The sequence below is a fragment of the Paenibacillus marinisediminis genome (assembly GCF_054343325.1).
Genome location: NZ_JBTGUH010000002.1, coordinates 570,744 through 595,080 on the forward strand (window position 1 = coordinate 570,744; position 24,337 = coordinate 595,080).

General features: G+C 47.7%; 23 protein-coding genes. 5 read left to right on the forward strand and 18 right to left on the reverse strand.

The window, feature by feature from the left end; all coding sequences use genetic code 11:
• Nucleotides 1-12: 12 nt before the first annotated feature.
• Nucleotides 13-216, reverse strand: coding sequence for a cation transporter (locus tag ACXX53_RS08345; RefSeq protein WP_458568165.1), 204 nt, complete (start codon nt 214-216; stop codon nt 13-15).
• Between the two features lie 40 nt (nt 217-256).
• On the reverse strand, nt 257-565 hold the full coding sequence (locus tag ACXX53_RS08350; RefSeq protein WP_458568376.1) for a metal-sensitive transcriptional regulator: 309 nt from the start codon (nt 563-565) through the stop codon (nt 257-259).
• Between the two features lie 191 nt (nt 566-756).
• Here ACXX53_RS08350 and ACXX53_RS08355 point away from each other — a divergent pair, with 191 nt between their 5' ends.
• The 4 genes from ACXX53_RS08355 (at nt 757) to ACXX53_RS08370 (ending at nt 4,204) form a co-directional block, all read left to right on the forward strand.
• A complete protein-coding gene (locus tag ACXX53_RS08355) occupies nt 757-1,719 on the forward strand; it encodes an L-lactate dehydrogenase (RefSeq protein WP_458568166.1) in 963 nt (320 codons plus the stop codon).
• Nucleotides 1,720-1,929: 210 nt separating this feature from the next.
• Complete coding sequence (locus ACXX53_RS08360; protein ID WP_458568167.1) at nt 1,930-2,787, forward strand: carbon-nitrogen hydrolase family protein; 858 nt, start codon at nt 1,930-1,932, stop codon at nt 2,785-2,787.
• A 26-nt stretch (nt 2,788-2,813) separates the two neighbouring features.
• Nucleotides 2,814-3,491 carry a GNAT family N-acetyltransferase gene (locus ACXX53_RS08365; RefSeq protein WP_458568168.1) on the forward strand — a complete coding sequence of 226 codons (678 nt, stop codon included), beginning with the start codon at nt 2,814-2,816 and terminating at the stop codon, nt 3,489-3,491.
• 41 nt (nt 3,492-3,532) lie between these two features.
• Entirely contained in the window at nt 3,533-4,204 is a 672-nt protein-coding gene (locus ACXX53_RS08370; RefSeq protein ID WP_458568377.1) for a GNAT family N-acetyltransferase, read from the forward strand.
• Between the two features lie 784 nt (nt 4,205-4,988).
• Here the strand turns inward: ACXX53_RS08370 and ACXX53_RS08375 are convergent.
• The 5 genes from ACXX53_RS08375 to ACXX53_RS08395 form a co-directional block, all read right to left on the reverse strand.
• Nucleotides 4,989-5,864 carry an SMP-30/gluconolactonase/LRE family protein gene (locus ACXX53_RS08375; protein ID WP_458568169.1) on the reverse strand — a complete coding sequence of 292 codons (876 nt, stop codon included), beginning with the start codon at nt 5,862-5,864 and terminating at the stop codon, nt 4,989-4,991.
• 53 nt (nt 5,865-5,917) lie between these two features.
• Nucleotides 5,918-7,423 carry a nicotinate phosphoribosyltransferase gene (locus ACXX53_RS08380; RefSeq protein WP_458568170.1) on the reverse strand — a complete coding sequence of 502 codons (1,506 nt, stop codon included), beginning with the start codon at nt 7,421-7,423 and terminating at the stop codon, nt 5,918-5,920.
• Nucleotides 7,424-7,463: 40 nt separating this feature from the next.
• Nucleotides 7,464-8,003, reverse strand: coding sequence for a cysteine hydrolase family protein (locus ACXX53_RS08385; RefSeq protein ID WP_458568171.1), 540 nt, complete (start codon nt 8,001-8,003; stop codon nt 7,464-7,466).
• A 95-nt stretch (nt 8,004-8,098) separates the two neighbouring features.
• Nucleotides 8,099-8,551, reverse strand: coding sequence for a PaaI family thioesterase (locus ACXX53_RS08390; protein ID WP_458568172.1), 453 nt, complete (start codon nt 8,549-8,551; stop codon nt 8,099-8,101).
• A 116-nt stretch (nt 8,552-8,667) separates the two neighbouring features.
• Nucleotides 8,668-10,359 carry a long-chain-fatty-acid--CoA ligase gene (locus tag ACXX53_RS08395; protein WP_458568173.1) on the reverse strand — a complete coding sequence of 564 codons (1,692 nt, stop codon included), beginning with the start codon at nt 10,357-10,359 and terminating at the stop codon, nt 8,668-8,670.
• A 530-nt stretch (nt 10,360-10,889) separates the two neighbouring features.
• On the opposite strand from ACXX53_RS08395, the gene ACXX53_RS08400 reads away from it, so the two are divergent.
• Nucleotides 10,890-11,891, forward strand: coding sequence for an electron transfer flavoprotein subunit alpha/FixB family protein (locus ACXX53_RS08400; RefSeq protein ID WP_458568174.1), 1,002 nt, complete (start codon nt 10,890-10,892; stop codon nt 11,889-11,891).
• A gap of 101 nt (nt 11,892-11,992) precedes the next feature.
• On the opposite strand, the gene ACXX53_RS08405 is transcribed toward ACXX53_RS08400, so the two are convergent.
• From ACXX53_RS08405 to recA, 11 genes are all read right to left on the reverse strand, one after another.
• Entirely contained in the window at nt 11,993-12,493 is a 501-nt protein-coding gene (locus ACXX53_RS08405) for a RicAFT regulatory complex protein RicA family protein (RefSeq protein WP_458568175.1), read from the reverse strand.
• A 65-nt stretch (nt 12,494-12,558) separates the two neighbouring features.
• Entirely contained in the window at nt 12,559-14,112 is a 1,554-nt protein-coding gene (gene miaB, locus ACXX53_RS08410; protein ID WP_458568176.1) for a tRNA (N6-isopentenyl adenosine(37)-C2)-methylthiotransferase MiaB, read from the reverse strand.
• Between the two features lie 237 nt (nt 14,113-14,349).
• A complete protein-coding gene (gene pduL / locus ACXX53_RS08415; protein ID WP_458568177.1) occupies nt 14,350-14,919 on the reverse strand; it encodes a phosphate propanoyltransferase in 570 nt (189 codons plus the stop codon).
• 111 nt (nt 14,920-15,030) lie between these two features.
• On the reverse strand, nt 15,031-15,897 hold the full coding sequence (locus tag ACXX53_RS08420) for a 2-oxoacid:ferredoxin oxidoreductase subunit beta (protein WP_458568178.1): 867 nt from the start codon (nt 15,895-15,897) through the stop codon (nt 15,031-15,033).
• Entirely contained in the window at nt 15,884-17,632 is a 1,749-nt protein-coding gene (locus tag ACXX53_RS08425) for a 2-oxoacid:acceptor oxidoreductase subunit alpha (protein WP_458568179.1), read from the reverse strand. Before ACXX53_RS08425 ends, ACXX53_RS08420 begins: the two co-directional genes overlap by 14 nt.
• A 227-nt stretch (nt 17,633-17,859) precedes the next feature.
• Complete coding sequence (locus ACXX53_RS08430) at nt 17,860-18,819, reverse strand: dipeptidase (RefSeq protein WP_458568180.1); 960 nt, start codon at nt 18,817-18,819, stop codon at nt 17,860-17,862.
• Between the two features lie 151 nt (nt 18,820-18,970).
• Nucleotides 18,971-19,231, reverse strand: coding sequence for a stage V sporulation protein S (locus tag ACXX53_RS08435; protein WP_006286829.1), 261 nt, complete (start codon nt 19,229-19,231; stop codon nt 18,971-18,973).
• A 295-nt stretch (nt 19,232-19,526) separates the two neighbouring features.
• Nucleotides 19,527-20,321 (reverse strand): TIGR00282 family metallophosphoesterase, encoded by a 795-nt coding sequence (locus ACXX53_RS08440; RefSeq protein ID WP_458568181.1) that lies wholly within the window; start codon nt 20,319-20,321, stop codon nt 19,527-19,529.
• Between the two features lie 179 nt (nt 20,322-20,500).
• Nucleotides 20,501-22,045: a ribonuclease Y gene (rny, locus tag ACXX53_RS08445; RefSeq protein ID WP_458568182.1), complete on the reverse strand. Its 1,545-nt coding sequence runs from the start codon at nt 22,043-22,045 to the stop codon at nt 20,501-20,503.
• 315 nt (nt 22,046-22,360) lie between these two features.
• A complete protein-coding gene (locus ACXX53_RS08450; RefSeq protein WP_458568183.1) occupies nt 22,361-23,032 on the reverse strand; it encodes a regulatory protein RecX in 672 nt (223 codons plus the stop codon).
• 125 nt (nt 23,033-23,157) lie between these two features.
• Nucleotides 23,158-24,216 carry a recombinase RecA gene (recA, locus tag ACXX53_RS08455; RefSeq protein ID WP_458568184.1) on the reverse strand — a complete coding sequence of 353 codons (1,059 nt, stop codon included), beginning with the start codon at nt 24,214-24,216 and terminating at the stop codon, nt 23,158-23,160.
• Between the last annotated feature and the right edge of the window lie 121 nt (nt 24,217-24,337).

Sequence of the window (24,337 nt, forward strand, 5' to 3'; positions counted from 1 at the left end):
GGATACAGCAGCTTATTGAACTACATCGTATCCTTGATCTTCGATGGCTTCACGCAATGCATCTTGCGTTGTCTTAGCTTCATCATAAGTAATCGTAACTTTCTTCTCGCTCAAGAAAACCTCAGCTTTCGCTTCCAGCGCGGCAACCGCCTTCTCAACTGAAGCCTTGCAATGTCCGCAAGACATGCCTTCTACTGTCCAAGTAATTGTATTCATGATGAATCCTCCTTCGATCTGATAGAGTATGGACTGCGATTTATTTAAGCAGCTTGTTAATGGTGACAAGCAATTCATCCACGACAGCATCATCACCTTGCTGAAGCCTGTCAACGACACAGCTTCGCATATGGCCAGCAAGCAGTAATCGTCCAACAGAATGAAGAGCTGATTCAATCGAAGCGATCTGATGGAGCACATCGTCACAATAGGTGTCTCGTTCGATCATCGATTTCACTCCACGAACCTGGCCTTCGATTCGATTAAGACGGTGAACAAGACTCTTCTTCATCTCATCGGAATGATGGCTCTTACGCACTCCTTCTTCATGGCAGCACTCTTCATGCATACATTCAGAAGACTGTTGCTTATTCTTGTGCTCATTGGATTTATCCATTGTTGTCATCACCTCTAGCACATCATAGCATACCCCCCCACCCTATGCAAGAGGGTGTTTGCGGATGCTCTGAACTCTTTCTGGGAACAGTATGTAGAATGCTGAACATTTGATGCAAACCTCAACGCAAGGAGAGTTAGTATATGAAACCAGTTGGCAAAGTATCGCGCGTAGCTCTTATTGGGTCCGGTCTCGTCGGAGCGAGCTATGCTTTTGCGATGTTGAATCAAGGAGTCGCTTCGGAGCTCGTCATAATCGACCTTAATTACAAAAAAGCAGAAGGCGATGCCATGGACCTAAACCATGGTATTCCGTTTGCCAGTAATATGCGCATCTGGGCTGGAGATTACAGTGATTGTAAGGATGCTGATATCGTCGTCATATCGGCTGGGGCCAATCAGGCTCCTGGTGAAACGCGGCTTGATCTGATCGGTAAAAATACCGCTATCTTTAAGAAGATCGTTGAATCGATTATGAACAGCGGCTTCGACGGAATCTTTATCATAGCTACGAATCCAGTCGACATCCTAACCTATGCGACATGGAAATATTCAGGGTTGCCTCCTAGCCGCGTTATCGGCTCCGGTACGATTCTGGACAGCTCTCGTCTTAGATTCTTGATTAGCGATGAGCTGGAAATCGATCCAAGAAGTGTGCATGCGTACATTATGGGTGAACATGGTGACACTGAGCTGCCGGTATGGAGCCACGTTACAATCGGCGGGCTGCGCTTGTCAGATTATCTTGCTAGACATCCCGTACCTACACCAGAACGTTTTGAAGAGATCTTTACCAACGTTCGTGATGCCGCTTATCATATTATCGAACGAAAAGGAGCTACCCACTACGGTATAGCGATGGGTCTCGCACGCTTGACAACTGCGGTACTACGTAACGAAAACAGCATCTTATCTGTCTCCGCTTATCTTAGCGGGCAATACGGCTTAAATGATCTCTATATCGGTGTACCCGCGGTTATTAACCGTAACGGAATCAAGGATGTAGTCGAGTTAGTACTCAATGGGGATGAGCTAGACAAGCTGCATCACTCCGCCAAGGTGATGAAAGAAGCGATACATTCCATTTTCCCTGATCACGAGTTGTAACGTTATTCTACATGTCAGGAGCTTACTAAGTGGTTGATTACTCGACTGCTGAGGTAAGCTCCTTTTTCAATTATTCCAGTTCGTTGAGTCTATACATAGTTCAATTGGTAACCGATCACTGCACATAGCTGTTGGAAGTTATTGCCTTATAATATAGTCTCCTTCATAATAATAGAGGTTATGATGTGATTAATATGGAGGTGCCTCAAGATGAGTATTCGCGTATCCGCTGTGCAGTATCACCTGCATACCATTCATAAGTTCGAGGACTTTGCCCATCAAGTAGAACATTATGTTCGTACCGCATCCGAGTACGAGACGGATTTCGTCCTGTTCCCCGAATTTATGACGACCCAATTGATGTCGATTGGCAGTACCGATGGAGCTGCTCTTTCGATTCAAGACTTGCCTTCCTTTACGGAAGACTATACGAATCTGTTCAGCCGACTAGCTCAACAATACGGCATGCACCTCATCGGAGGCACGCACGTTATCGAGCGAGAGGGCAAGCTGTACAATGTGGCGCATTTATTTTACCCGGACGGTTCTATTGCAGAGCAAGCCAAGCTGCATATCACTCCAACAGAGGTTACGGAATGGAACATGGCTGCCGGCGATGGGGTACAAGTATTTCACACTAGTAAAGGTACAATTGCGATGCTCACCTGCTACGATATCGAGTTTCCGGAAATCGTACGCATGGTACGTGCAAAAGGAGCCGATATCATCTTCTGTCCATCATGCACGGATGAACGCCAAGGCTTCTATCGCGTTCGGTATTGCTGCCACGCGCGCGCCATTGAGAATCAAGTCTACGTCGTCGTAACTGGAACAGTAGGTTCCCTGGATACGGTGGACTTTATGCGTTCCAATTATGGCCAGGCTGCTGTAATCTCACCGAATGATATCCCATTCCCTCCGCGCGGCATTATCGCTGAAGGCGAGATTAATAACGATATGATCATTACGGCCGATCTGAATCTAGAGCTCCTGTACCGTGTGCGCGAGAAAGGCTCGGTCACGACATGGCGCGACCGCCGCACTGATCTGTACTCCGATTGGTCGTAGCACTTAGGTATCAAAGGAGTGACCAGATGTATCAGCAGATGTATGTTTTTCATGAACATAAGCCGATTCTTATTACCATCCGTTCATACAATGAGAACGATATCGATGCTTTGATTGACATTCAACGCGAATGCTTTCCACCCCCTTTTCCTGAGGAGCTGTGGTGGAATGAAGCGCAAATTCGGAATCATGTGCGATTATTTCCCGATGGCGCGCTATGCGTCGAGTTCGATGGGACACTGATCGGGTCGATGACTGGACTGCTTATGAAGAGCGAAGGACATACTGTTCACTTGCCTTGGGCGGAGGTAACCGACAATGGCTATATCGGTACCCATCGAGTAGATGGCGATACGCTGTACGTGGTAGATATTAGTGTCAGACCACAGTACCGTGCCTGCGGCATTGGTCGCATTCTCATGCAAGCGATGTATCAGGTCGTCGTCCATCATCGCCTTACTCGCCTTCTTGGCGGCGGTCGGATGCCTGGCTATTACAAGGTTAATGATCGCATGACTCCTGAGCAATATGTTTCTGCTGTCTTGAAGGGCGAATTACGCGACCCAGTCATTACTTTTCTGCTTCGCTGTGGGAGAACTCCCGTTGAGGTGATTCATAATTATTTGGATGACGAGGAGTCCTGCAATTGCGGTCTGCTTATGGAGTGGCGAAACCCCTTCATAGTTAATGGCATTAAGGAATGAACTATACTAATGATAAAGGAGCTCTTATCATGTCCTCAACGTTGTCTTATGTACGCATCACATCAATTGAAGATCCATTATTCCGTAAAATGCACAACCTTATGGGCAGCATCTTTCCGAAAGAAGAAGTGCTTGCGTATGACCTATGGCGCGAGCCGCTTGAGGACCCCTCCATCCATGTATATGTTGCTGTGTATGAGGATGAAGTTGTAGGCGCTACGGAATACCGTTATGTGGAGCATCTGGAGGTAGCTATGACCGACTTCACCATCATTGGGCGTCCTGGACTAGGCATTGGACGTTTCCTGTTCAAGGAACGTGAACGCGATCTGGTGCGGCTCGCTGCAGCTGCCGGCACGCGTCTAATCGGGATGTTCGCTGAGATCTACGATCCTTATCACGTTCAGAACGCTGACTTCGGCGGGGTCATGACAATGAACCCTTATGTACGCCGCGAAGTGCTGTCCCATCTTGGCTATGAGAGACTAGACTTTCCTTATGTTCATCCTTCTTGGGAAAATGACGGTGCCGCTGTATCTGGGCTCGACTTCGGATTCATGCCTATGTTGGGTGAACAGGATTCTGTTCCAGCAAGCTTAGTCGTAGATTTTCTTCAGTGGTACTATAGAGTGCTTCCAAACAAGCCGCAGGCATGGCTGGATATGGTGGACGACCTCGGTCAGCGCGACCTCATTACCTTAAAACCGCTATAAAATGCACCTGATGTGACATCGGTCGCCACGTTCCTGCGGTGAAGTGGCGAAACCTGCGGTTTCCCGAGAAATAATGGGTGATTATTTCTCGGGGATAGTGCGGAGGCGAGTTTACCCCCTTTTTCACCGTTACAGCGTACGGCGAATGCAAAGCTAGCCCGTTAACGGGGAAAAACCCGCTTTCACGTGGGCGGCGATGGCTGAGCGGGGCATTGCGCGCGAGTTAACTTGGTTTTTCCCAGTTACAGCGTGTGGCGCAAGCAAAGCTAGCCCGTTAACGGGGAAAAACCCGCTTTCGCGGGAGCGCCGATACACGAGCGGGTCAGCGTGCGCGAGTTAACTTGGTTTTTCCCCGTTACAGCGTGCGGCGCACACAAATGCTAGCCCGTTAACGGGACAAACCCGCTTTCACGTGGGCGGCGATGGCTGAGCGGGGCATCGTTACAGCGTGCGGTTCGCGCGTCGGTGACCCGTAAACGGGATATCCCGTTTACGCACACGCAGCGATGTTCGAGCAGTTCAGCACACTCATTAATTAACCACATTAAATAAATTCCCCCTGCCAAATAAGGCAGTATTCCTTCGCCAGTATACATATATTTAATGTAGTTAATAATCAACCAATACTATCATTAATATCAGATCTAATCATAAAAACTAGATATCGAAGCTCTGTTCACATTTCATTTTCTAAGCATGAAGTCACCCTAACAATAAGAAAGAGAGCTGCCAGCGTCAAAAATCCCATGCTTAAGCAGCCCTCTAAGACTTACATCGTATTCAATTATCGATCGAGCAGCTTGCGGCAGCGACCGCGGCAATCTGCTTGGAAAGTCTCCACGTTGCCATTATCCGAAATGGTCACATACACCGTTCTTCCGTCAGGTCCGCCAAAAGTTAAATTCGTGCAGTCACTCCCATGTAGACGAATCTCCTCAACCAGCTCTCCATCTGAGTTAAATACGGCTACTGTACCTTTTCCGAAGCGGGTTACATACAGCTTGCCGTCAGCATCGCATCTCATTCCGTCCAATCCGTAATCCTCAAAGGACGCAAACAAGCGCTTGTTGGACAACTCGCCCTGCTCCGACAAATCGTATTTCCAGATTCGGCGCTGCACCGTTTCATTAACATAAAGCGTATCTTCAGATGGACTAACCTCAATGCCGTTCGTCGTCCCCATACCAGCTTCGATCAGCGTTACAGTCCCATCAGGAAGTATTCGCCACAACTGACCTGTCTCATTATCCCAATTCGGATCACTTGCGAATACGATGTCCGATGCCGTGATACATATATCGTTCGGTTGATTCATTGCCGGCTCATGCGCATGCAACGATAGCTCCTGCCGCTCCATGTTGTACTTCCAGATGTTATGCCCCACATAATCCGCCATCAGCATATCGCCCGCCGCATTAAAGCGAATTCCGTTCGCGATGCTGCCTTCAGGCAGCTGCAGGAACACCGAGCACTCGCCCTCCGGCGTAACTCGGCCGATCGTCCCAGCGCGCTCGTAATTAACTGCGTAGAGATTGCCTGCCCAATCGCATGCAGGACCCTCAATCCCCGCTGTAAAGCCGTTAGTCGCAGTAAACACCTTACTTGTGCGAGTTTCCCCCACTCGGACTGCTGCCGAGACTTGCTCGAACTCCTGTCCCATCATAACTCCCCCGCTCTATCATAATGGTTCACGCGACAGCGACAGCACTTATGTTAAGACAACTCCTCATCATCCGCTTCATCAGTATCGTCTTGACGCAGCGCTCGCAGCTGCTCTTTCTCCTGTACATACAGCTCAATCATATCCCGCTTCAGCTGCCATGCTCTAGTACTAAAATCCACATGATACGGTTCAGGATTCGTCTTGCGCAAATATTCCGACCAGAACATATTGATCTGGTTCTTATGATGCTCACGAATCTCTTCGAGTGAAGGCCGCTCATACACAAGCTCCCCTTCACGGAAGATCGGCGTCAGCAATCGAATATAATCATAGTTGTCCACGTACTTATGCATGTAGGGATGAAGCGGATCGAACAGCTTGAGACGAGATCGCTGCTCAACATCCTGCTCTCCAGCGAGACAGATATAATCCGCGATCGCTTTCCTCTTCTTCGGATGAATGATTCGATATACATCCTTCTTGCCAGGATAGATAACCTTCTCAGGATTCGCCGATATCTTGATCGTCGGCTCCATCTTCCCGTTCACTTCACGTTCAACAAGTTTATATACACCGCCAAGAGACGGCTGGTCAGCTGCCGTGATAAGCTGTGTGCCGACACCCCAGCTCGTAATCTTCGCGCCCTGCATCTTCAGATCCGAGATCGTATGCTCATCCAGATCGTTCGAAGCTACGATCTTCACATCCTGCAGGCCTGCTTCGTCCAGCATACGGCGCGCTTCAATCGACAGATACGACAGATCGCCGCTGTCCAAACGAATAGAGAGCAGCCGCTTGCCTTGCTTCTCAAGCTCGCGAGCGATCTCTATCGCGTTCGGAATTCCGCTGTGCAGCGTGTCATATGTATCCACAAGCAGTGTGACCTGATTAGGCAGCGCTTCAGCATATTTACGGAATGCCTCAAGCTCATTTGTGAAACTTTGCACCCAAGCATGTGCGTGAGTACCCTTCGTTGGAATACCGAACAACCGCCCAGCGAGCATATTTGAAGTCGCATGAAATCCAGCCAGGTATGCGGCTCGAGCACCCCACAGCGCAGCATCTGCTTCCTGTGCACGGCGAGTACCGAATTCCATGAGGATATCGTCCTTTGCAACCTGCTTAATGCGTGAAGCTTTCGTGGCAATCAGCGTCTGGTAGTTCATAAAATTCAGCAGCGCTGTTTCGATCAGCTGAGTTTCGAATATGCGGCCCTCTATACGCAGCAGCGGCTCATTCGCGAATACGAGCGTACCTTCCCGTACAGCATCCAAGTGCCCCGTAAATCGGAATGTGCGCAGCTCTTCCAAAAATGCATCATCATACATTTCTTCCTGCTCACGCAAATATTCGATGTCTTCATCTGTGAAGCGAAGATTTTCAATGTACTCAATGATGCGCTCCAGTCCAGCACATACAGCGTAACCATTGCCGAACGGCATCTTGCGGAAAAACGCTTCAAATACCGACCACTGCTCGTGAGTACCATTTTTCCAATGGGCGTACATCATGTTGATTTGATATTTGTCGGTGTGCAGCGCCATGGACATATTCATAGAAGTCCCTTCTTTCTGCTTATCTGTTGGGCTTGGCTCTTCAGCCGCTCACAACCTCAGCGCCCAATGTATTGCGAAAATGCTGCAATGCCCAATGATGCGCTTGATCATTGAAGCTGGCTACAGCATCTTCGTGGATAACGATTGTATAACCTAGATTGTAAGCTTCTATTGCTGTGTGGAGAACACAGATATCCGTGCACACGCCAACGATGTGCAGTTCCTTCACACCCAGCGCCCGCAGCCGCATATCGAGATCAGTACCGCAAAAAGCGCTGTACCGAGTCTTATCCATCCAATAGATGCTGTCCTGATACTGGTCGTACACTTCCTTCAGCTTACCGTACAGATCACGTCCCGATGTTCCGCGTATATTATGCGGTGGAAACAGCTTCGTTTCAGGATGAAATGCATCATTCTCATCATGAACATCAACTGCCATAACGACAAAGTCACCGTTAGATGCATATTGCTCCGTCAATTCGGCAATCCGCTGTTCAATAGCTACTGCTGGATCGCCGCAAGGCAGCTTTCCGATCACAAAATCATAGGTGTAATCTACGACGATTAAAGCTTTCATAACTAGCAGCTCCTTCGCCTAAAGGCTGTTATTATCTAACAAATGATGTTACCGTTATTATGGCAAATCAGAACAAATTGTCAACCTAGCCGCAATCACTTGCGCTTAGCTCGGAAGGTTCCTGTTCCTATCGTACCTATACGGCCTTGTTCATCGCTTACTGTGGCATAGCAAGTTAGCGTCCGATTGTCAGCATGTACAATATGGGCCTTCACGAATAAAGTTCCCTCTGTAAACGGTGCAACATAGTTAAGATTAAGATCGCTTGTCACCATAGAATATTCCGGACGAGCGGCCACACCGAGCATCCCAAACGTATTGTCGATCAGCGAAGCGGTTACGCCGCCATTTACGAGCCCCATCATATTTAAGTGATGCGGTTTAACCTCCATGCTGACAATCGCTTCCTGCTCATTCAGTTCAACAATCTTACAACCTAAGTACCCCCAAAACGTATCCTTAGCCTGCTCTTCAATTTCGTGAATCTTGGCAACCATATCCGTCGCTTTCACATTACTCTCTTGCATCATATCCCTACGATCCCCCAATTCTTAACTCCTTCCCTGAACAACACGAACCGGTCGCTGTGATACGACCGGTTTACAGGGCAGTTTCAACAAACTATCATCTTATATTTTACTTCAACTTGCTGCTTCACGTCCATTCAAGTTGGAGAATCCTTATTATTGTTCGCGAGTTCCTCTTCAATTAACTTACGCCTGAGTACTTTACCGATCATCGTCTTTGGCAATTCGCTCCTGAACTCCACGATGCGTGGAACCTTGAAAGCTGCCAGCCTGCCGCGGCACCAAGCCATGACCTGCTCCTTGGTGAGCTTCGCGTCGTCCTTCAAGACGATGAATGCCTTCACTGTTTCACCGCGATACGGATCAGGAACCCCGATGACAACAGCCTCCTTCACATCAGGGTGCTCGAACAGCACCTCTTCAACGTCGCGAGGGTACACCTTGAAGCCGCTCGCATTGATCATATCCTTCTTGCGATCCACGATATAGAAGAAGCCTTCTTGATCCATGCGGCCCATATCGCCTGTATACAGCCATCCATTGCGCAGCACGGCAGCCGTATCCTCTGGACGCTGCCAATACCCCTTCATTACCTGCGGTCCGCGAACGATTAATTCACCGATCTCTCCAACCGGAAGCTCTTCGCCGGTCTCCGAGTTTACGATCGCCGCTTCTGTATCTGGGAAAGGTATCCCGACAGAGCCGATCTTGCGATAACCCCATATATTATTGGCATGTGTGATTGGGGAGGCTTCCGTCAATCCAAATCCTTCGATCAGTCGCCCTCCACTCAACGATTCGAATGTTTCTTGTACTTCGACAGGCAGCGGCGCGGACCCGCTGACACATGCTCGTATCGAGCTGATATCATATGATTTAATATCTTTAGCGTGGTTAATCGCGATATACATCGTCGGAGCTCCCGGGAATATCGTAGCCTTCTTCTTCTGTATTTGCGTTAGTACTGTTTTGACATCAAACCGCGGCAGCAAGACGAGTTCCCCTGCAATGTATACCGCTTGATTCAAGAGCACGGTTAAGCCAAACACATGGAAGCAGGGCAGTGCACCGAGAAACACTTCTTTTCCAGGCCTTGCTTTATAGAACCAATTTGTCGCTTGGATCGTATTGGACATGAGGTTCTTGTGAGTCAGCATGACCCCTTTCGCTACACCTGTAGTGCCACCTGTATATTGAAGCATTGCGATATCGTTCTCACCGTCTACCTCAATACAAGCCTCGACAGGCTTCTGTTTGCTTAGCCAAGAACGAAAACGGTGCACGTACGGAAGTTCAGGCACATCCAGCTTTTGACCGTCCTTTTTAGCCTTTATTTTGTATAGCATATTTTTAGGAAATGGCAAATATTCAGCAATCGAGCCAACGATAACATGCTCTACATTGGTCAGCTTGCGGACATTATTGACACGCTCGAACAACTGATCAAGCGTTACGATGGCGACTGCGCCGGAATCGCGAAGCTGGTGAGATAATTCACCTTCAACGTAGAGGGGATTGGTCATCACGACGATTCCGCCCATCATAAGAGTACCATAATACGAAATGAGCATTTGCGGACAGTTCGGCAGCATCAGCGCTACACGGTCACCCTTTTTTACCCCTAAATTTATCAAACCATCTGCAAATCTGTAGGCACCCTCCAGAACCTGCTCATAGCTCATTCGCTTGCCTAGAAAGTCAAGTGCGTCATGTTGAGGAAATTGTTCAGCTGTATTCACGAGTAATTGTGCAAGATTGTCATTGGGATATTCATATGAATGTGCGACCTCTGGAGGATAATGACCTAACCAAGGTCTTTCTCCATACATGCAGCTTCACTCCCCCGCCGTGCGTACGGCTATAATCTTCTACCCATCTTCAAATGAACATGCATACATCCGTTGTTGACGCTAATGCAGCATATAAATCCGACTTCCCCCTTCACCTTCATTTAGATAAGAATGAATTATGGCAATCCATTCTGTAAACGCTCTCATATTCAATTGTGAAATAAATCGTAAATCACACATATTATCGGTTATGCCTACTTTCACTCCCCGCAAAAAGCGTTATACTGGAATCAGAAATCGTGATAATAGTAATAAATGGAATTCATTGGAGTGAGCGTAAGACTAGTCATTAAAGCTCAAAAAAAAACGGCTGATGTGGGCTTTCTCACTATAATTACGTATGTTGATGCTTATGTTAGGAATAGACAATTAATACGCCGCAACAGAAATGTTCGCCTGTACGATGCATATATTTTTGACAAAGAGTAAAGAAGGATTAGTAATAACATGTGCAGATGCAAGAAGCGAGTCTTTCATATCCGATGTAAGTTAAAGGAGCGTGTCTAGCCATGGGACGCAGTATCGCTGTGATCGCAGAAATGAGAGGTCAACAGCTTCGACAGGTTACATTCGAGGCGATGCAGGCAGCAGAGCAACTATATGAACAAGGTGATCGAATTATCGCATTGCTCGTAGGATATCGACTGCAAGAACCTGCTGCACAGCTTGAAGCTCTTGGCATTCACCAGCTCGTGCTTGCTGATGATGAATCCTTCAAATATTATGAATCCGATATTTACTTTTCGGCAATATGCACATTTTACGACAAGTATAAACCGGACATTCTGTTATTCGGCAATACAGCAATGGGACGTGAGCTAGCCCCGATGTTAGCCTCAAATACACATGCAAGTCTAATATCCGATGCTGTCGATGTTCGCAGGTTGGAATCCAGTTGGGAGATTGTACATCCGAGCCGTGCTGGAAAAGAACTTGTATCCTACTATCTCAAGCATGATACCAAGCCATGTATCATTAATATTCAGCCTAGTAGCTTAGCTCCAGTTCATAGGCTGCAGTCCATAACAGGGAGCGATATGCCCGCTACTACTAACATCACCAAACTTCAATTGCCTGCAGTCTCGCTTCGTACGACAGTTAAACATGTCGTCCAACGAATGACTGGTTCCGTAAATCTATCGGAAGCCAAGATTATTATTTCCGGCGGCAGAGGCGTTAGGAGTGCTGAGGGCTTCAAGACGCTAGAACAGCTGGCACTCGTACTGAACGGTGCTGTAGGTGCCACTCGCGGTGCCTGCGATGCCGGCTATTGCGACCGTTCCATTCAGATCGGGCAGACTGGCAGGGTTGTCACTCCGGAGATTTATTTTGCTTGCGGGATCAGCGGAGCTATTCAACATTTGGCAGGCATGAGCCATTCACGAGTAATCGTAGCCATTAATACAGATCCTAATGCACCCATCTTCCAAGTAGCTGATTACAGCATCGTGGGAGATCTATTCGAGATTGTGCCGCTTCTGACTGCGGAATTTCGTAAAATGCTTGCTTGATGGATCATTTGTGGTTTCGCTGCTGAATCATATGAAATAGCTTGTTATGTAAAGAGAAAGACGATTGAGTCCCCTCAATCGCCTTTTTCTGTCTTACTATATTAGTCGCATTCAGTCGGTTCTTCAACCTTCGCCTGCTCAACCTCAATCTTCTCAGCCACTGTATCACGGATTACAGACATGATCATCTGCAGCAAGTAATTGACATCGGTCTGGCTCTGCTGAAATTCTACGACGAGTGGAATGTTGTCTATTTCATCCTGCAGGGCGCTGATCTCCCCCTCAATCTTCTCCACCATCTGCTTATTCTGAAACGATTCGAAGGCGACAATCTCCTTCTGTTTCTTCTTCAGCTGGGCAATGACTTCCTGTAAGTGAGTATGCGCTTGAATCTGCTTCTCCGCTTGTTGGAAATGCTTCACTTCATCCGTGGTGAGGATCAGATCCGCAAGATGCTTAGCCTTCTCCATAATATCTTCTCGCACCAACAGGTCGCGAGTGTTGAACTTAGGAACATCACAGTTCATATGGTCATGATCGTGATCATGATCGCGGTGCGAATGCTGTTCTTGGTCAGCCAACGAGAACCTCTCCCATCTCATTCAAGAGTCTTCCCCCGAGGAGGATATGACATTTATCTCCATTGTAACTGATTTTCCCTAAATATTTAAGAACTCTTTTGCATCGGTTCTGTGACAAGCTCGCCCTTGATGTAAAACGACTTTATTTCACTAATTTTGACATGAACGAATTGGCCAATCAATTCCTTACCGCCTGTAAAGTGTACTAGCTTATTCGTGCGCGTTCGTCCAGACAATACCTCAGCATTGTTCTTGCTCTCGCTCTCAACAAGCACCTCTACCGTCTGACCGAGCATATTATCATTGCTCTTACGGCTGAGCTCCTGCATGACGTCGTTTAAACGCTGTAGACGCGCCTTCTTCACATCCATCGGCACATTATCTTCCATACCTGCAGCAGGAGTACCTTCTCGCGGTGAGTAGATGAAGGTGAAAGCAAAGTCAAATCCTACTTCCTTAACAAGCGTTATCGTTTCCTCAAACTGTTCATCCGTTTCGCCGGGAAATCCTACTATGATATCCGTGGTCAGAACTACATCTGGGATAGCCGCTTTAATCTTGCCAGCTAGTGTCAGGAACAACTCGCGGTCGTACTTTCGGCTCATCTTTTTCAATACCGCGCTGCTGCCAGATTGAACGGGAAGATGGATATGCTCAACAAGATTCCCTCGCTTCGCCAGCACCTCGATTAAGTGATCATCAAAGTCACGTGGATGCGAGGTTGTGAAACGAATTCGAGGGATGTCGATCTTGCGAATATCGTCCATCAAGTCGCCAAGTCGATACGTAATGTCTTCGAAGTCCTTGCCATAGGCGTTCACATTTTGACCGAGCAGTGTAATTTCTTTATAACCTTGACGCGCCAGTTCGCGTACCTCAGCAATTACGTCCTCTGGACGTCTGCTACGTTCTTTACCACGCGTATATGGCACAATGCAGTATGTACAGAACTTATCACATCCGTACATAATGTTCACCCAAGCGCGCATCCCAGAACGCTTCTTCGGCAGATTCTCAATAATGTCGCCTTCCTTAGACCATACGTCAACCACCATTTCCTTGTTAAACAGCGCATCGCGAACCAAGTAAGGCAATCTATGAATATTATGTGTTCCGAATATCATATCTACAAATGGATGCTTCTGCATAATCCGCTTCACAACCGACTCTTCCTGCGACATACAGCCGCATACACCAAGAATCAGGCCTGGGCGTTCAAGCTTCAGCGTCTTTAAGTGACCTAGCTCGCCAAATACCTTGTCTTCCGCGTTTTCACGGATCGCACACGTATTCAGCAGGATAATATCCGCGAGTTTTCGTTCAGTCGTCTTCTCATAGCCCATCTCATCAAGAAGACCGCTCATCGTCTCCGTATCATGCTCATTCATTTGGCAGCCAAATGTATAGATAAGATAACGCTTACCGTTACCAATATTGCGCAGAGATTCGGGAACTGCTTCTTCGTAATGAACTTGTACAGCTTGCTTGCCCCGCTTCTTCTCTTCCTTATGATTTGGTTCTGACATAATATGAATTTCACGGCCGTTCAGACGAATCTTCTTGCCTGTCTCGTCCTCAGAGATTACCTTCGCTTGTGAAAAGTCAAAATATTTGGAGTAATCCTTCTTCTCTTGACTCATTCCTATGGTCACTCCTTCTCCATGTATAGGGTATATCATTCTAATCATTCACATAAACTTCAAATTAAGCATCCTTCAAATTATAACATTTATTCATATAGGATTCCACGCCGCAGCTTGAACTGCGTTTATCCGCATCCTTTTTTATTTCTAGTTTGTAAAATGACAAAAAGGAGCGCCCCTATTGGAGCAACTCCTTCTTGAATCATAGCGCACCTTGTACAGCGCGTTCCATTATTATTCTACAATTTCAGCCATGTCGCCGTTATTAACAGCAGCAGCATTCGCTTCATCTGTATCAATATGCATGTCCAACGCAAAGTTAGGCGATACGCGTGCAATTACGTTCTCAAATACAACGCCGCGATCTCCACCTACGCGTACACGCAGCTTCTGCTTATCTTGAATGCCCCACTTCTCAGCATCAGATGTATGGAAATGAATATGGCGAGCAGCAACGATGACGCCTTCTTCGAGCTCAACTTCACCTGCTGGGCCAACAAGCTTAATTCCTGGTGTGCCTTCTGTGTTGCCGGACTCACGAACCGGTGCCTTAACGCCAAGCGCAAAGGAATCCGTGCGGGATACTTCCAATTGGGAAGCAGGACGAGCAGGTCCAAGAATACGAACTTTCTTGAAGGAACCTTTAGGACCGATTACTTCTACAGTTTCGTTAGCTGCGTATTGTCCTGGTTGGGACAACGGTTTGAATTCTGTTAATTGATATCCAGCTCCAAACAATTTCTCTACATGCTCTTGAGTCAAATGAATGTGACGAGCGGATACGCCGACTGGTACGGTTTTCATAAAACTTCCACCTCTCAAATATCTCTCTATGTTAAACCAACACCTATTATACTACGCTAATTTGAAAAATAAACAAGGCATACGTCACATGACGTATGCCTTTTCCAACAATTACTTGAACTCTGTTAATAATTTATCGAATGATTCCCGTGAAATCTGAATATCTTGCTCCACCAATGGCTCCTGACGGAAGCCCGATATCTGGTTTTCGTACGACTTCTTGTTCTTGTCTTGATAGATCAAGCCGGTAATCATACCGTTTGTTTCCATCAGCTTCGTCATCGCACCTATACGGTTAGTAGGATCGTATCCTTCAACCGTATCCAGGTTGACGATATTTTCCTTGAACCAGTCATACGTATTGATCTTGTTGAAGGTTACGCATGGGCTGAACACGTTGATCAAGGAGAAGCCCTCATGCTGAATCCCTTGCTCGATCAGCGATGTTAACTGCTTCAGATCGCTTGAGAACGACTGTGCTACGAAAGTAGCACCTGATGCAAGCGCGATCTCGAGCGGTGACAATGTCGACTCGATCGAGCCTTCCGGTGTACTCTTCGTCTTGAAGCCAACTGCGCTTCGAGGCGACGTTTGACCCTTCGTCAAGCCGTAAATCTGATTATCCATAACGATATACGTCATGTTGATATTGCGGCGAATCGCATGTATCGTGTGACCCATGCCGATCGCGAAGCCGTCTCCGTCACCGCCGGAAGCGATAACCGTAAGATCGCGGTTGGCAAGCTTAACGCCTTGAGCAACCGGCAGCGAGCGGCCATGAATCGTATGGAAACCGTAAGCGTTAATATATCCTGAGATCCGACCGGAGCAACCGATACCGGAGATGACAGCTAATTTCTCAGGCTCTAAGCCAACATTAGCAGCAGCACGTTGGATAGAAGCTTGCACAGAAAAGTCTCCACAGCCAGGGCACCAGTTTGGCTTCACATTGTTGCGGAACTCCTTAAATGTTGCCATTGCTCACCAACTCCTTGCTTTGTTTGTAGACTTCGCTTGGCAAGAACGGCGTACCGTCATACTTCGTGATGCTTTCGATCTTATCCGCGCAGCCAACGTTTAATTTGATCTGGTTAGCCAATTGACCTGTCGCATTATTTTCAAGCACGACAATCCTATTCGCGCGCTCAGCATACGCTCGGAATGCTTCTGTCGGGAACGGATAAAGCTGGCGAATCGTAATATGGTTCGTCGTCAAGCCGTCCTGTTCCATAACCAATCTCGCCTGGTCAATAGTGCCGCCAGTGGAGCCCATGCCTACGATCAAGACGTCAGGATTCTCATATGGCGCATCCACACGGATCGCATCTCTAACCTGAAGATCATCCAGCTTATGCAGACGCTTATCCATCATCTTCTTGCGGTTGATTGCGCTCTCGGATGGACGGCCTGTCTCGTCGTGTTCTACGCCGGTTACATGGTGAAGACCGCCCTTCTCGCCAGGCAGAACACGTGGGGAGATACCGTCCTTCGTGAATTCATAACGCTTGAACTGTGCGTTATCTTCCAATGCCGGCATATCCTTGACAAGATTGCCGCGGTCGATCACGATGCGCTCATAATCAAGCGCATCACAGGATTGCTTGCCTAGCGATAGCTGCAAGTCTGTCAGCACGATAACTGGACATTGGTATTTCTCTGCCAAGTTGAAGGCTTCGATCATATCATAGAAGCAATCTTCGATAGAGCTTGGCGCGATTACGATCTTAGGAATCTCACCGTGCGTACCGTAGATCATAGCGTTAACGTCACTTTGCTCCTGCTTCGTCGGCAGACCGGTACTTGGTCCTCCGCGCTGCGTATTGACGATTACAAGCGGAGTTTCGGTCATACCTGACAGACCGATCGCTTCCATCATGAGCGACAGACCAGGACCAGCGGAAGCTGTCATGGAACGTACGCCCGCATAGTTGGCGCCGATCGCCATCGTACATGCAGCAATCTCATCTTCCGTCTGAACGACGGTTCCACCGAACTTCGGCAGATGCTTAATCAAATATTCCATTATCTCAGAAGCAGGTGTGATTGGATATGCGGACATGATTCGGCATCCTGCAGCAAGCGCACCAAGCGCCAACGCATCGTTGCCGATCATGAACAGCTTCTGCTTGCCGTCAGCAGGCTCCAGCTTAAACTCTTCAAGCGGCCCCCCCGCCTGTTCAAGCACGAACTCCGCGCCGCGGCGCACTGCTTCAACGTTCTTCTCTACCACAGCAGGACCTTTGCGACCGAATTCTTCTTCCACCGCTTTGTTAAATACTTCAATTGGCAGCCCAAGCAGTGCCCAAGAGGCGCCTGAGGCAACCATGTTCTTCATCAGAGATGTTCCGAGATCTTCAGCGATTGCCGTGATTGGTACAGCAAACAATCTTGCATCTATACCTGCTGGTATAGTTGGATTGAACTTCGCATCAGCGACGACAACGCCGCCAGGACGCAGCTCGCGCGCGTTCAAATCAATGGATTCTTGGTCAAAAGCAACTAGTATGTCTAGATCGTCTGAGATCGCTCGAATCGGCTTTGTACTAATTCTAATCTTATTGTTCGTATGTCCACCCTTAATGCGGGAAGAGAAGTGACGGTATCCGTATAAATAATAGCCCAAGCGATTCAATGCTGTAGAGAAGATACGATCCGTACTTTCAACGCCTTCCCCTTGCTGACCCCCGATTTTCCATGACAATTGACTAATCAAGCTCGCCCACTCCTTTAAGCTGACTCGCATTTGCCTCGATCGAGTAAGAAAGAGACAGTGCATATTCGCAAATATTCGCCATAATATTACAAGTAAAATATTAGAAATGCATGAGTCATCCTCATTCTATGACTGCCCGTTGGAAAAAGCAAGCGTTTTCTCGGTTGTCCTCAATAGCGAGATTCGATAGATTTAATATCGTGTCGAGATGAATAGTCACAAATCGTTCACAGATTGTTGCGGGATGGCAGCTGTTCCTTCAAAAATCTCACAGCGTTGCCCGATGCAAGTTTATCTGCGAAATCAGAGCCGTATCGGCGCTCAACAGCAGCGAGCAAGTTACCGTGCTGACCCGCATGCTCGAGTCCGGTAATCTTGCGATCAATGCCGTCAAAGTCTGAACCAAGCATAATGTGGTCTTGGCCGCCCAATTCACAGATTCGATCTATATGAAGCATCAGATCATCGATTCCTGCTGTCTCCTGCTCTGTAACAAAATAAGGTACATATGTAATGCCAATTCTTCCGTTGCGCTCGATGATCGCTCTCACCTGTTCATCCGTAAGGTTGCGCACATGCGGCATCACATGCGCTGAATTAGAGTGGGATGCAATAAACGGACGCTCCGTCAATTCTAGCAATTGCCAGAACGCGCGCTCATTCAGATGGCTTACATCCATAGTAAGGCCTAAGCGATCGCACTCACGGATTAGCTCGATTCCATCAGTTGAGAACCCGCCTTTACGCGGTTCCTGTGCGCCGTCTACAGCCCAGTTGGCATCGTTCCAGCATAAACCTACAAACCGCACTCCTAGCGCGTGAGCCGTACGGAGGTATACGAGATCGCCTTCCAGCGCATCAACCCCCTCAAGAGACAGGATCATTCCGATCTTATCAGGATTCTGCTCCCACTGATCCACATCCTCTTTCGAAAGGATCGGCATTACATTAGGCTGCTTCAGGATTTGCTCGCGGAATAAATCTATCGCTCTAAGAATCTGCGAGAAGCGCGGAGGACCCGTTATGAGGTTGCGCTCTAGAAATAGAGCCATCACCTGCATTCCGACATTACCCTGCTTTAAGCGCGGAAGCGTCACATCAAGCAAAGCTTCTTCAGTGAAATCAAGCTTGCCTTGATACAGCATCTTGTACAGTACATCACAATGAAAATCGATTACTCTTCTCATTTCAACAATTCCCCTTCATCTGATTAGTTCATTCCTGCTCGAGTTGTGTTCTTACATGCCTTACCAGCATGTCCGACATAACAAAAAACCTGCTTACACAGTAAACAGGTTACCACATTTGAATCAATTGCGCTCACCTGCTGCTCTTTACTTATCTAGGCTCAACGATTAGCTTAATCGCCGTCCGGTCCTCGCCATCAATAACAATATCGGTAAACGCCGGTATACAGATTAAATCGACACCGCTTGGCGCTACGAATCCTCGAGCAATCGCAACCGCTTTGATGGCCTGATTTAAGGCGCCTGCTCCGATCGCTTGCAGTTCGGCAGCACCTCGCTCACGCAGCACTCCTGCCAGCGCGCCCGCTACCGAATTTGGATTGGATTTTGCTGAAACCTTTAATACTTCCATGGAAAGTACCTCCTCAGGCATGTTGGTCTGACTCCATTCACAAAAATATATTCGGGAATTTCGTAAACATTCCAGTCCTGAGGCTCTGTTCCCGACAGCTTTCTGGCCCCCGAATGCATGCTCGTTCATGGCTATGATTCACTTGTATGCTCCAAAACAGCATTTCATGACCATTTATCGTAAATTCGCGGCAAGAACGAAGCTCATTCGATTCATTATATTCTGCCGTGTATGACATAAAGCAAAAGAGAAGGAGGCAGTATGCTCCTTCTCTTGAACGAATACGAGATATGTGCTAGCTCATGATCCATTCGTCTTCACGAATGCGAATCTTCTCAAACTTCTTCGCACGGCCTGTCTCGTCGTCTATTTCGACGACTACCGCATGGAACATCCACTTGCCTTCGTCTACGACAAATCGAACTGGCAGCTGTGTCTTAAACTTCCGCAGCACCGCTTCTCGTTCCATACCGAGCACGCCTTCCTTGGAGCCGACCATGCCGACGTCCGTTACATACGCTGTCCCATTTGGAAGAATGGTATCATCGTTCGTCTGAACATGCGTATGTGTCCCTACAACAATAGATGCGCGGCCGTCCAGATGCCAGCCCATCGCAATCTTCTCTGATGTCGCTTCAGCATGAAAATCAACCAGCACTGCCTTGCGTTTCTTGCCTAGGCCATCCAGAATTTCATCTGCCTTGCGGAAAGGACAATCGATGGCGGGTAGGAATGTGCGACCTTGCAGGTTTACAATCGTCAATTCCTTGCCGTTTGCTTTGATCGTCGCTACGCCGTTACCCGGAGTACCAGGTGGAAAGTTAGCTGGTCGAACGAGACGCTTCTCATCATCGATCCACTCGAAGATATCACGGTTATCCCACGTATGGTTGCCCATCGTAAATCCATGGATGCCCATCTCAGCAAACTCTTTAATGATAGCTGACGTAACACCGCGTCCGCCTGCTGCATTCTCCGCATTCGCAATTATGATATGCGGATTGTGCTTCTGCTTTAAGGAAGGCAGCAGAAGCTTCACGGCGCTGCGTCCCTTATTGCCAACGATGTCGCCGATAAACATAACCTTCATTTGATTAAATCCCCCTTGCAAAAGGTAAAACTTCTCTCCTTGAGAGCTCAAGTACATGCGGACGTTATGCTCAATTAGCTTACGTACCGCGAGTTGACTGTGCTCCTCAATTGCTCATTATATCCATTATATCGAAAAAAGTGGCCCAGTAGGGCCACTTCTCTTCGTCCTATCAATACTTACTTCGCATATTCCACCGCACGTGTTTCGCGGATAACGGTGACTTTAATATGCCCAGGATAATCAAGCTCACTCTCAATCTTCTTCGTAATTTCACGAGCAAGACGATATGCTTCGCTGTCATCGATCTTTTCCGGTTGCACCATGACGCGAACTTCACGTCCGGCTTGAATGGCATAAGACTTCTCAACACCATCAAACGATTCGGAAATATCCTCAAGCTTCTCCAGACGCTTGATGTAGGTTTCCAATGTTTCACGGCGTGCACCAGGACGCGCTGCTGAAAGCGCATCTGCAGCTGCTACAAGCATCGCAATGATTGAAGTAGGTTCGCAGTCTCCATGGTGGGATGCAATACTATTGATAACCACTGGATGTTCTTTATACTTTTTCGCCAACTCCACGCCAATTTCAACGTGTGATCCTTCCACTTCGTGATCCAATGCCTTACCGATGTCATGCAACAAGCCTGCACGCTTGGCCAATGTAATGTCTTGACCAAGCTCGCCAGCCATGAGTCCGGCAAGATAAGCCACTTCCATAGAGTGCTTGAGTACGTTCTGACCATAGCTGGTACGGAACTTCAGGCGGCCAAGTATCTTAATGATGTCAGGATGCAAGCCATGTACCCCAACCTCAAATGTTGCTTGTTCACCATACTCGCGAATTCGCTCATCCACTTCTTTACGTGACTTCTCAACCATCTCTTCGATACGAGCTGGGTGAATACGTCCGTCTGCAACCAGCTTCTCTAGAGAAGTACGGGCAATTTCACGGCGAATTGGGTCGAAACCGGACAAGATAACTGCTTCCGGAGTATCATCGATAATAAGATCGATACCCGTGAGAGTCTCCAATGCCCGAATATTGCGGCCTTCACGTCCGATAATACGGCCTTTCATCTCTTCGTTAGGCAAGGCTACGACAGATACTGTTGTTTCAGCCACGTGGTCGGCGGCACAACGTTGAATCGCTGTCGTGATAATCTCTCGCGAACGCTTGTCCGCTTCTTCTTTCGCTTGCAATTCGATTTCCTTGATCAGCTGTGCTGATTCATGACGTACTTCTTGCTCCACGTTGGTCAAGATAATCTGTCTTGCATCCTCCATGGTCAAGTTCGATATACGTTCAAGCTCAGTAACCTGCTGCTGGCAAATACGGTCAACTTCTTCTTGTGTTTGTTCGATACGCTTCTCTTTGTTACCCAGTTGTTCTTCTTTACGTTCCAGCGATTCTAACTTCTTATCCAACGACTCTTCCTTCTGCAATACGCGACGTTCCAAGCGTTGAATTTCGTTCCGGCGCTCGCGGACATCTTTCTCCGCTTCCGTGCGGAATTTATGGATCTCGTCTTTCGCTTCCAGCACCGCTTCTTTCTTCAGTGCCTCCGCTTCTTTACGAGCGGTCTCCATAATTTGCTCCGCTGCGTGCTCAGCACTCGTTATTTTCGCTTCCGCAAGTAATTTGCGAATCAGATACCCGATTCCAAACCCCAACAACAATGCGATCACAATGAGAACGATCGACAGCCAGATTTGCATCATTCTGCCTCACCTCCCCGTTGATTCCTCCAAGCATTGCTTGGGTTAAGTTGTTCTTCTTCTAAGTGTTTCAATGTCCAAGTCATAATGAAATGAAACGAACGGCTTCACAGCCGGTTTTACCGCACATACTTGTGTGTATGCACAGGTGTCACCATGGGGTGACAATCAAACAAATAATTCATTGGCGAAATGAATCATCTGAAATCAATTTTTGGAAGGAAAAATTGATCCCAATAGGATAAAGATACATACTTATTTTAGTCTTGATGAAAAGAAATTGTCAAGCAATCTAGTCAATACCTTGTCGATTTGCCTTCATTCTTCCATTTCCGCTTCAACATGTTGTGCTGCTTCACTAGCTGCTCGTCTGCACAGCTCCATCGGATAGCCGCGTCGCGCTAGATAAGCAGCTACTTTCTGCCGCCGCAGCGGCGTTTCTCCGCTCGTCTGGCGCCACTTCTTCTTGGCGGCCGCCAATGCACTCGCCCATTCCTGATCCGGATCCAGCGCAGACATCGCATTTGCGATATGCCGTTCATGCACGCCCTTCTGCTTCAGCTCATGCTGCACCCATCTTCTGCCCTTGTGGTGGCGTGTTACCCGCTGCTCCATCCATTGCTCCGCATATGCAGCGTCATCAACGAGCCACTCCCGCTCTAATTGATCTAAGACCTGAGCTATAATCCCTTCATCATACGCCTTTTGAAGCAGATACTTCGCGATTTCCGATCTTGTTCGCGGCTTATGTTGCAAATATTTCAACGACTGCACATAAGCGCGACTCTTCTCGTCAGCTCGAACGATCTCCTCCATGAAGTCGAGCGATACTTCCGACCCTCTCAACAGGCGGAATTTAATCATGACATCTTCGTGGACGTTTAACGGTTCAGCATGCTCGAAATATATCGTATAGCGCCCAGATTGTTTCTCATCCCGTTCCACCTTAATTACAGTAGTCAATCGGTTATTGTCCTGATTCTCGTTCACTAGCTTCCTCCGTTCCTAACGCATCACTCTGTCTTGCGTATAAATGCAACAAGACAAGCACCGTCACAGCCGTGAGGTGCTTGTCTTCAAGCTATCGATTATGCGTCCCTGCGCAATGCAGTGAATTATTCCGTATCTTCGTTAAACAATGCTGCTTCTTCATCCTCGTCATCAACTGAAACATTACCTGAAATGACCGAAGTTAAGTTGCTTGCTTCACGAATCTTATTCTCAATAGCAAGCGACAGCTCCTTATTATCCTTCAAGAACTGCTTCGCGTTCTCACGGCCTTGGCCAAGACGCTCACCTTCATAGGAATACCAAGCACCGCTCTTCTGAACGATATCCAATTCCGTACCGATATCTACAATGCTGCCCTCTCTCGAGATGCCTTCACCGTACATAATATCGATGTCAGCCTGCTTGAATGGAGGGGCAACCTTATTCTTAACAACTTTGATCCGCGTGCGGTTACCGACCATATCATTGCCCTGCTTGATCGTTTCTACACGGCGTACATCAAGGCGCACGCTGGAATAGAACTTCAAAGCACGGCCGCCTGGCGTTGTCTCAGGGTTACCGAACATAACGCCAACCTTCTCACGAAGCTGGTTAATGAAGATAGCGATCGTCTTCGACTTCGCGATCGCACCTGAAAGCTTGCGCAGCGCCTGCGACATCAGTCGAGCTTGCAAGCCAACATGTGAATCGCCCATCTCGCCTTCAATCTCTGCCTTCGGTACTAATGCTGCTACAGAGTCAACGACGATAATATCTACCGCGCCGCTGCGCACAAGCGCTTCAGCGATCTCAAGAGCTTGTTCACCTGTATCTGGCTGAGACAGCAGCAGCTCATCGATGTTGACGCCCAGCTTGCTCGCATATAAAGGATCCAGCGCATGCTCCGCATCAATGAATGCAGCCGTTCCGCCAGTCTTCTGTACTTCTGCAATAGCATGCAGCGCAACAGTTGTCTTACCGGATGATTCTGGTCCGTACACTTCAATAACACGTCCGCGAGGCAATCCACCAATACCTAATGCGATATCAAGCGCCAAGGATCCGCTTGGAACTACCTCTACTTGCATATGATTAGACTCGCCCAACTTCATAATGGAGCCTTTACCGAATTGTTTCTCTATTTGACGCAATGCCATTTCTAATGCAGCACGACGATCTGACACAAAATTCACTTCCTTCGTTATCGTTGATATAAACATCATACCTTGTTTTTGTTCGCTTGCCAAGCACTTTTTCGAACATACATTCGTTTTTCTTATGAGATAATGACAATTAACTGGATCT

Bases quoted from the DNA above. Each gene is read 5' to 3' on its own strand.
- ACXX53_RS08420 (WP_458568178.1), bottom strand. From the start codon at position 15,897: ATGGCAACATTTAAGGAGTTCCGCAACAATGTGAAGCCAAACTGGTGC.
- ACXX53_RS08360 (WP_458568167.1), top strand. From the start codon at position 1,930: ATGAGTATTCGCGTATCCGCTGTGCAGTATCACCTGCATACCATTCAT.
- miaB (WP_458568176.1), bottom strand. From the start codon at position 14,112: ATGAGTCAAGAGAAGAAGGATTACTCCAAATATTTTGACTTTTCACAA.
- ACXX53_RS08405 (WP_458568175.1), bottom strand. From the start codon at position 12,493: ATGAGATGGGAGAGGTTCTCGTTGGCTGACCAAGAACAGCATTCGCAC.
- ACXX53_RS08345 (WP_458568165.1), bottom strand. From the start codon at position 216: ATGAATACAATTACTTGGACAGTAGAAGGCATGTCTTGCGGACATTGC.
- pduL (WP_458568177.1), bottom strand. From the start codon at position 14,919: ATGAAAACCGTACCAGTCGGCGTATCCGCTCGTCACATTCATTTGACT.
- ACXX53_RS08380 (WP_458568170.1), bottom strand. From the start codon at position 7,423: ATGAATATGTCCATGGCGCTGCACACCGACAAATATCAAATCAACATG.
- ACXX53_RS08350 (WP_458568376.1), bottom strand. From the start codon at position 565: ATGCATGAAGAGTGCTGCCATGAAGAAGGAGTGCGTAAGAGCCATCAT.
- ACXX53_RS08430 (WP_458568180.1), bottom strand. From the start codon at position 18,819: ATGAGAAGAGTAATCGATTTTCATTGTGATGTACTGTACAAGATGCTG.
- ACXX53_RS08400 (WP_458568174.1), top strand. From the start codon at position 10,890: ATGGGACGCAGTATCGCTGTGATCGCAGAAATGAGAGGTCAACAGCTT.
- ACXX53_RS08365 (WP_458568168.1), top strand. From the start codon at position 2,814: ATGTATCAGCAGATGTATGTTTTTCATGAACATAAGCCGATTCTTATT.
- ACXX53_RS08440 (WP_458568181.1), bottom strand. From the start codon at position 20,321: ATGAAGGTTATGTTTATCGGCGACATCGTTGGCAATAAGGGACGCAGC.
- rny (WP_458568182.1), bottom strand. From the start codon at position 22,045: ATGATGCAAATCTGGCTGTCGATCGTTCTCATTGTGATCGCATTGTTG.
- ACXX53_RS08355 (WP_458568166.1), top strand. From the start codon at position 757: ATGAAACCAGTTGGCAAAGTATCGCGCGTAGCTCTTATTGGGTCCGGT.
- ACXX53_RS08395 (WP_458568173.1), bottom strand. From the start codon at position 10,359: ATGTATGGAGAAAGACCTTGGTTAGGTCATTATCCTCCAGAGGTCGCA.
- ACXX53_RS08385 (WP_458568171.1), bottom strand. From the start codon at position 8,003: ATGAAAGCTTTAATCGTCGTAGATTACACCTATGATTTTGTGATCGGA.
- ACXX53_RS08375 (WP_458568169.1), bottom strand. From the start codon at position 5,864: ATGGGACAGGAGTTCGAGCAAGTCTCGGCAGCAGTCCGAGTGGGGGAA.
- ACXX53_RS08435 (WP_006286829.1), bottom strand. From the start codon at position 19,231: ATGGAAGTATTAAAGGTTTCAGCAAAATCCAATCCAAATTCGGTAGCG.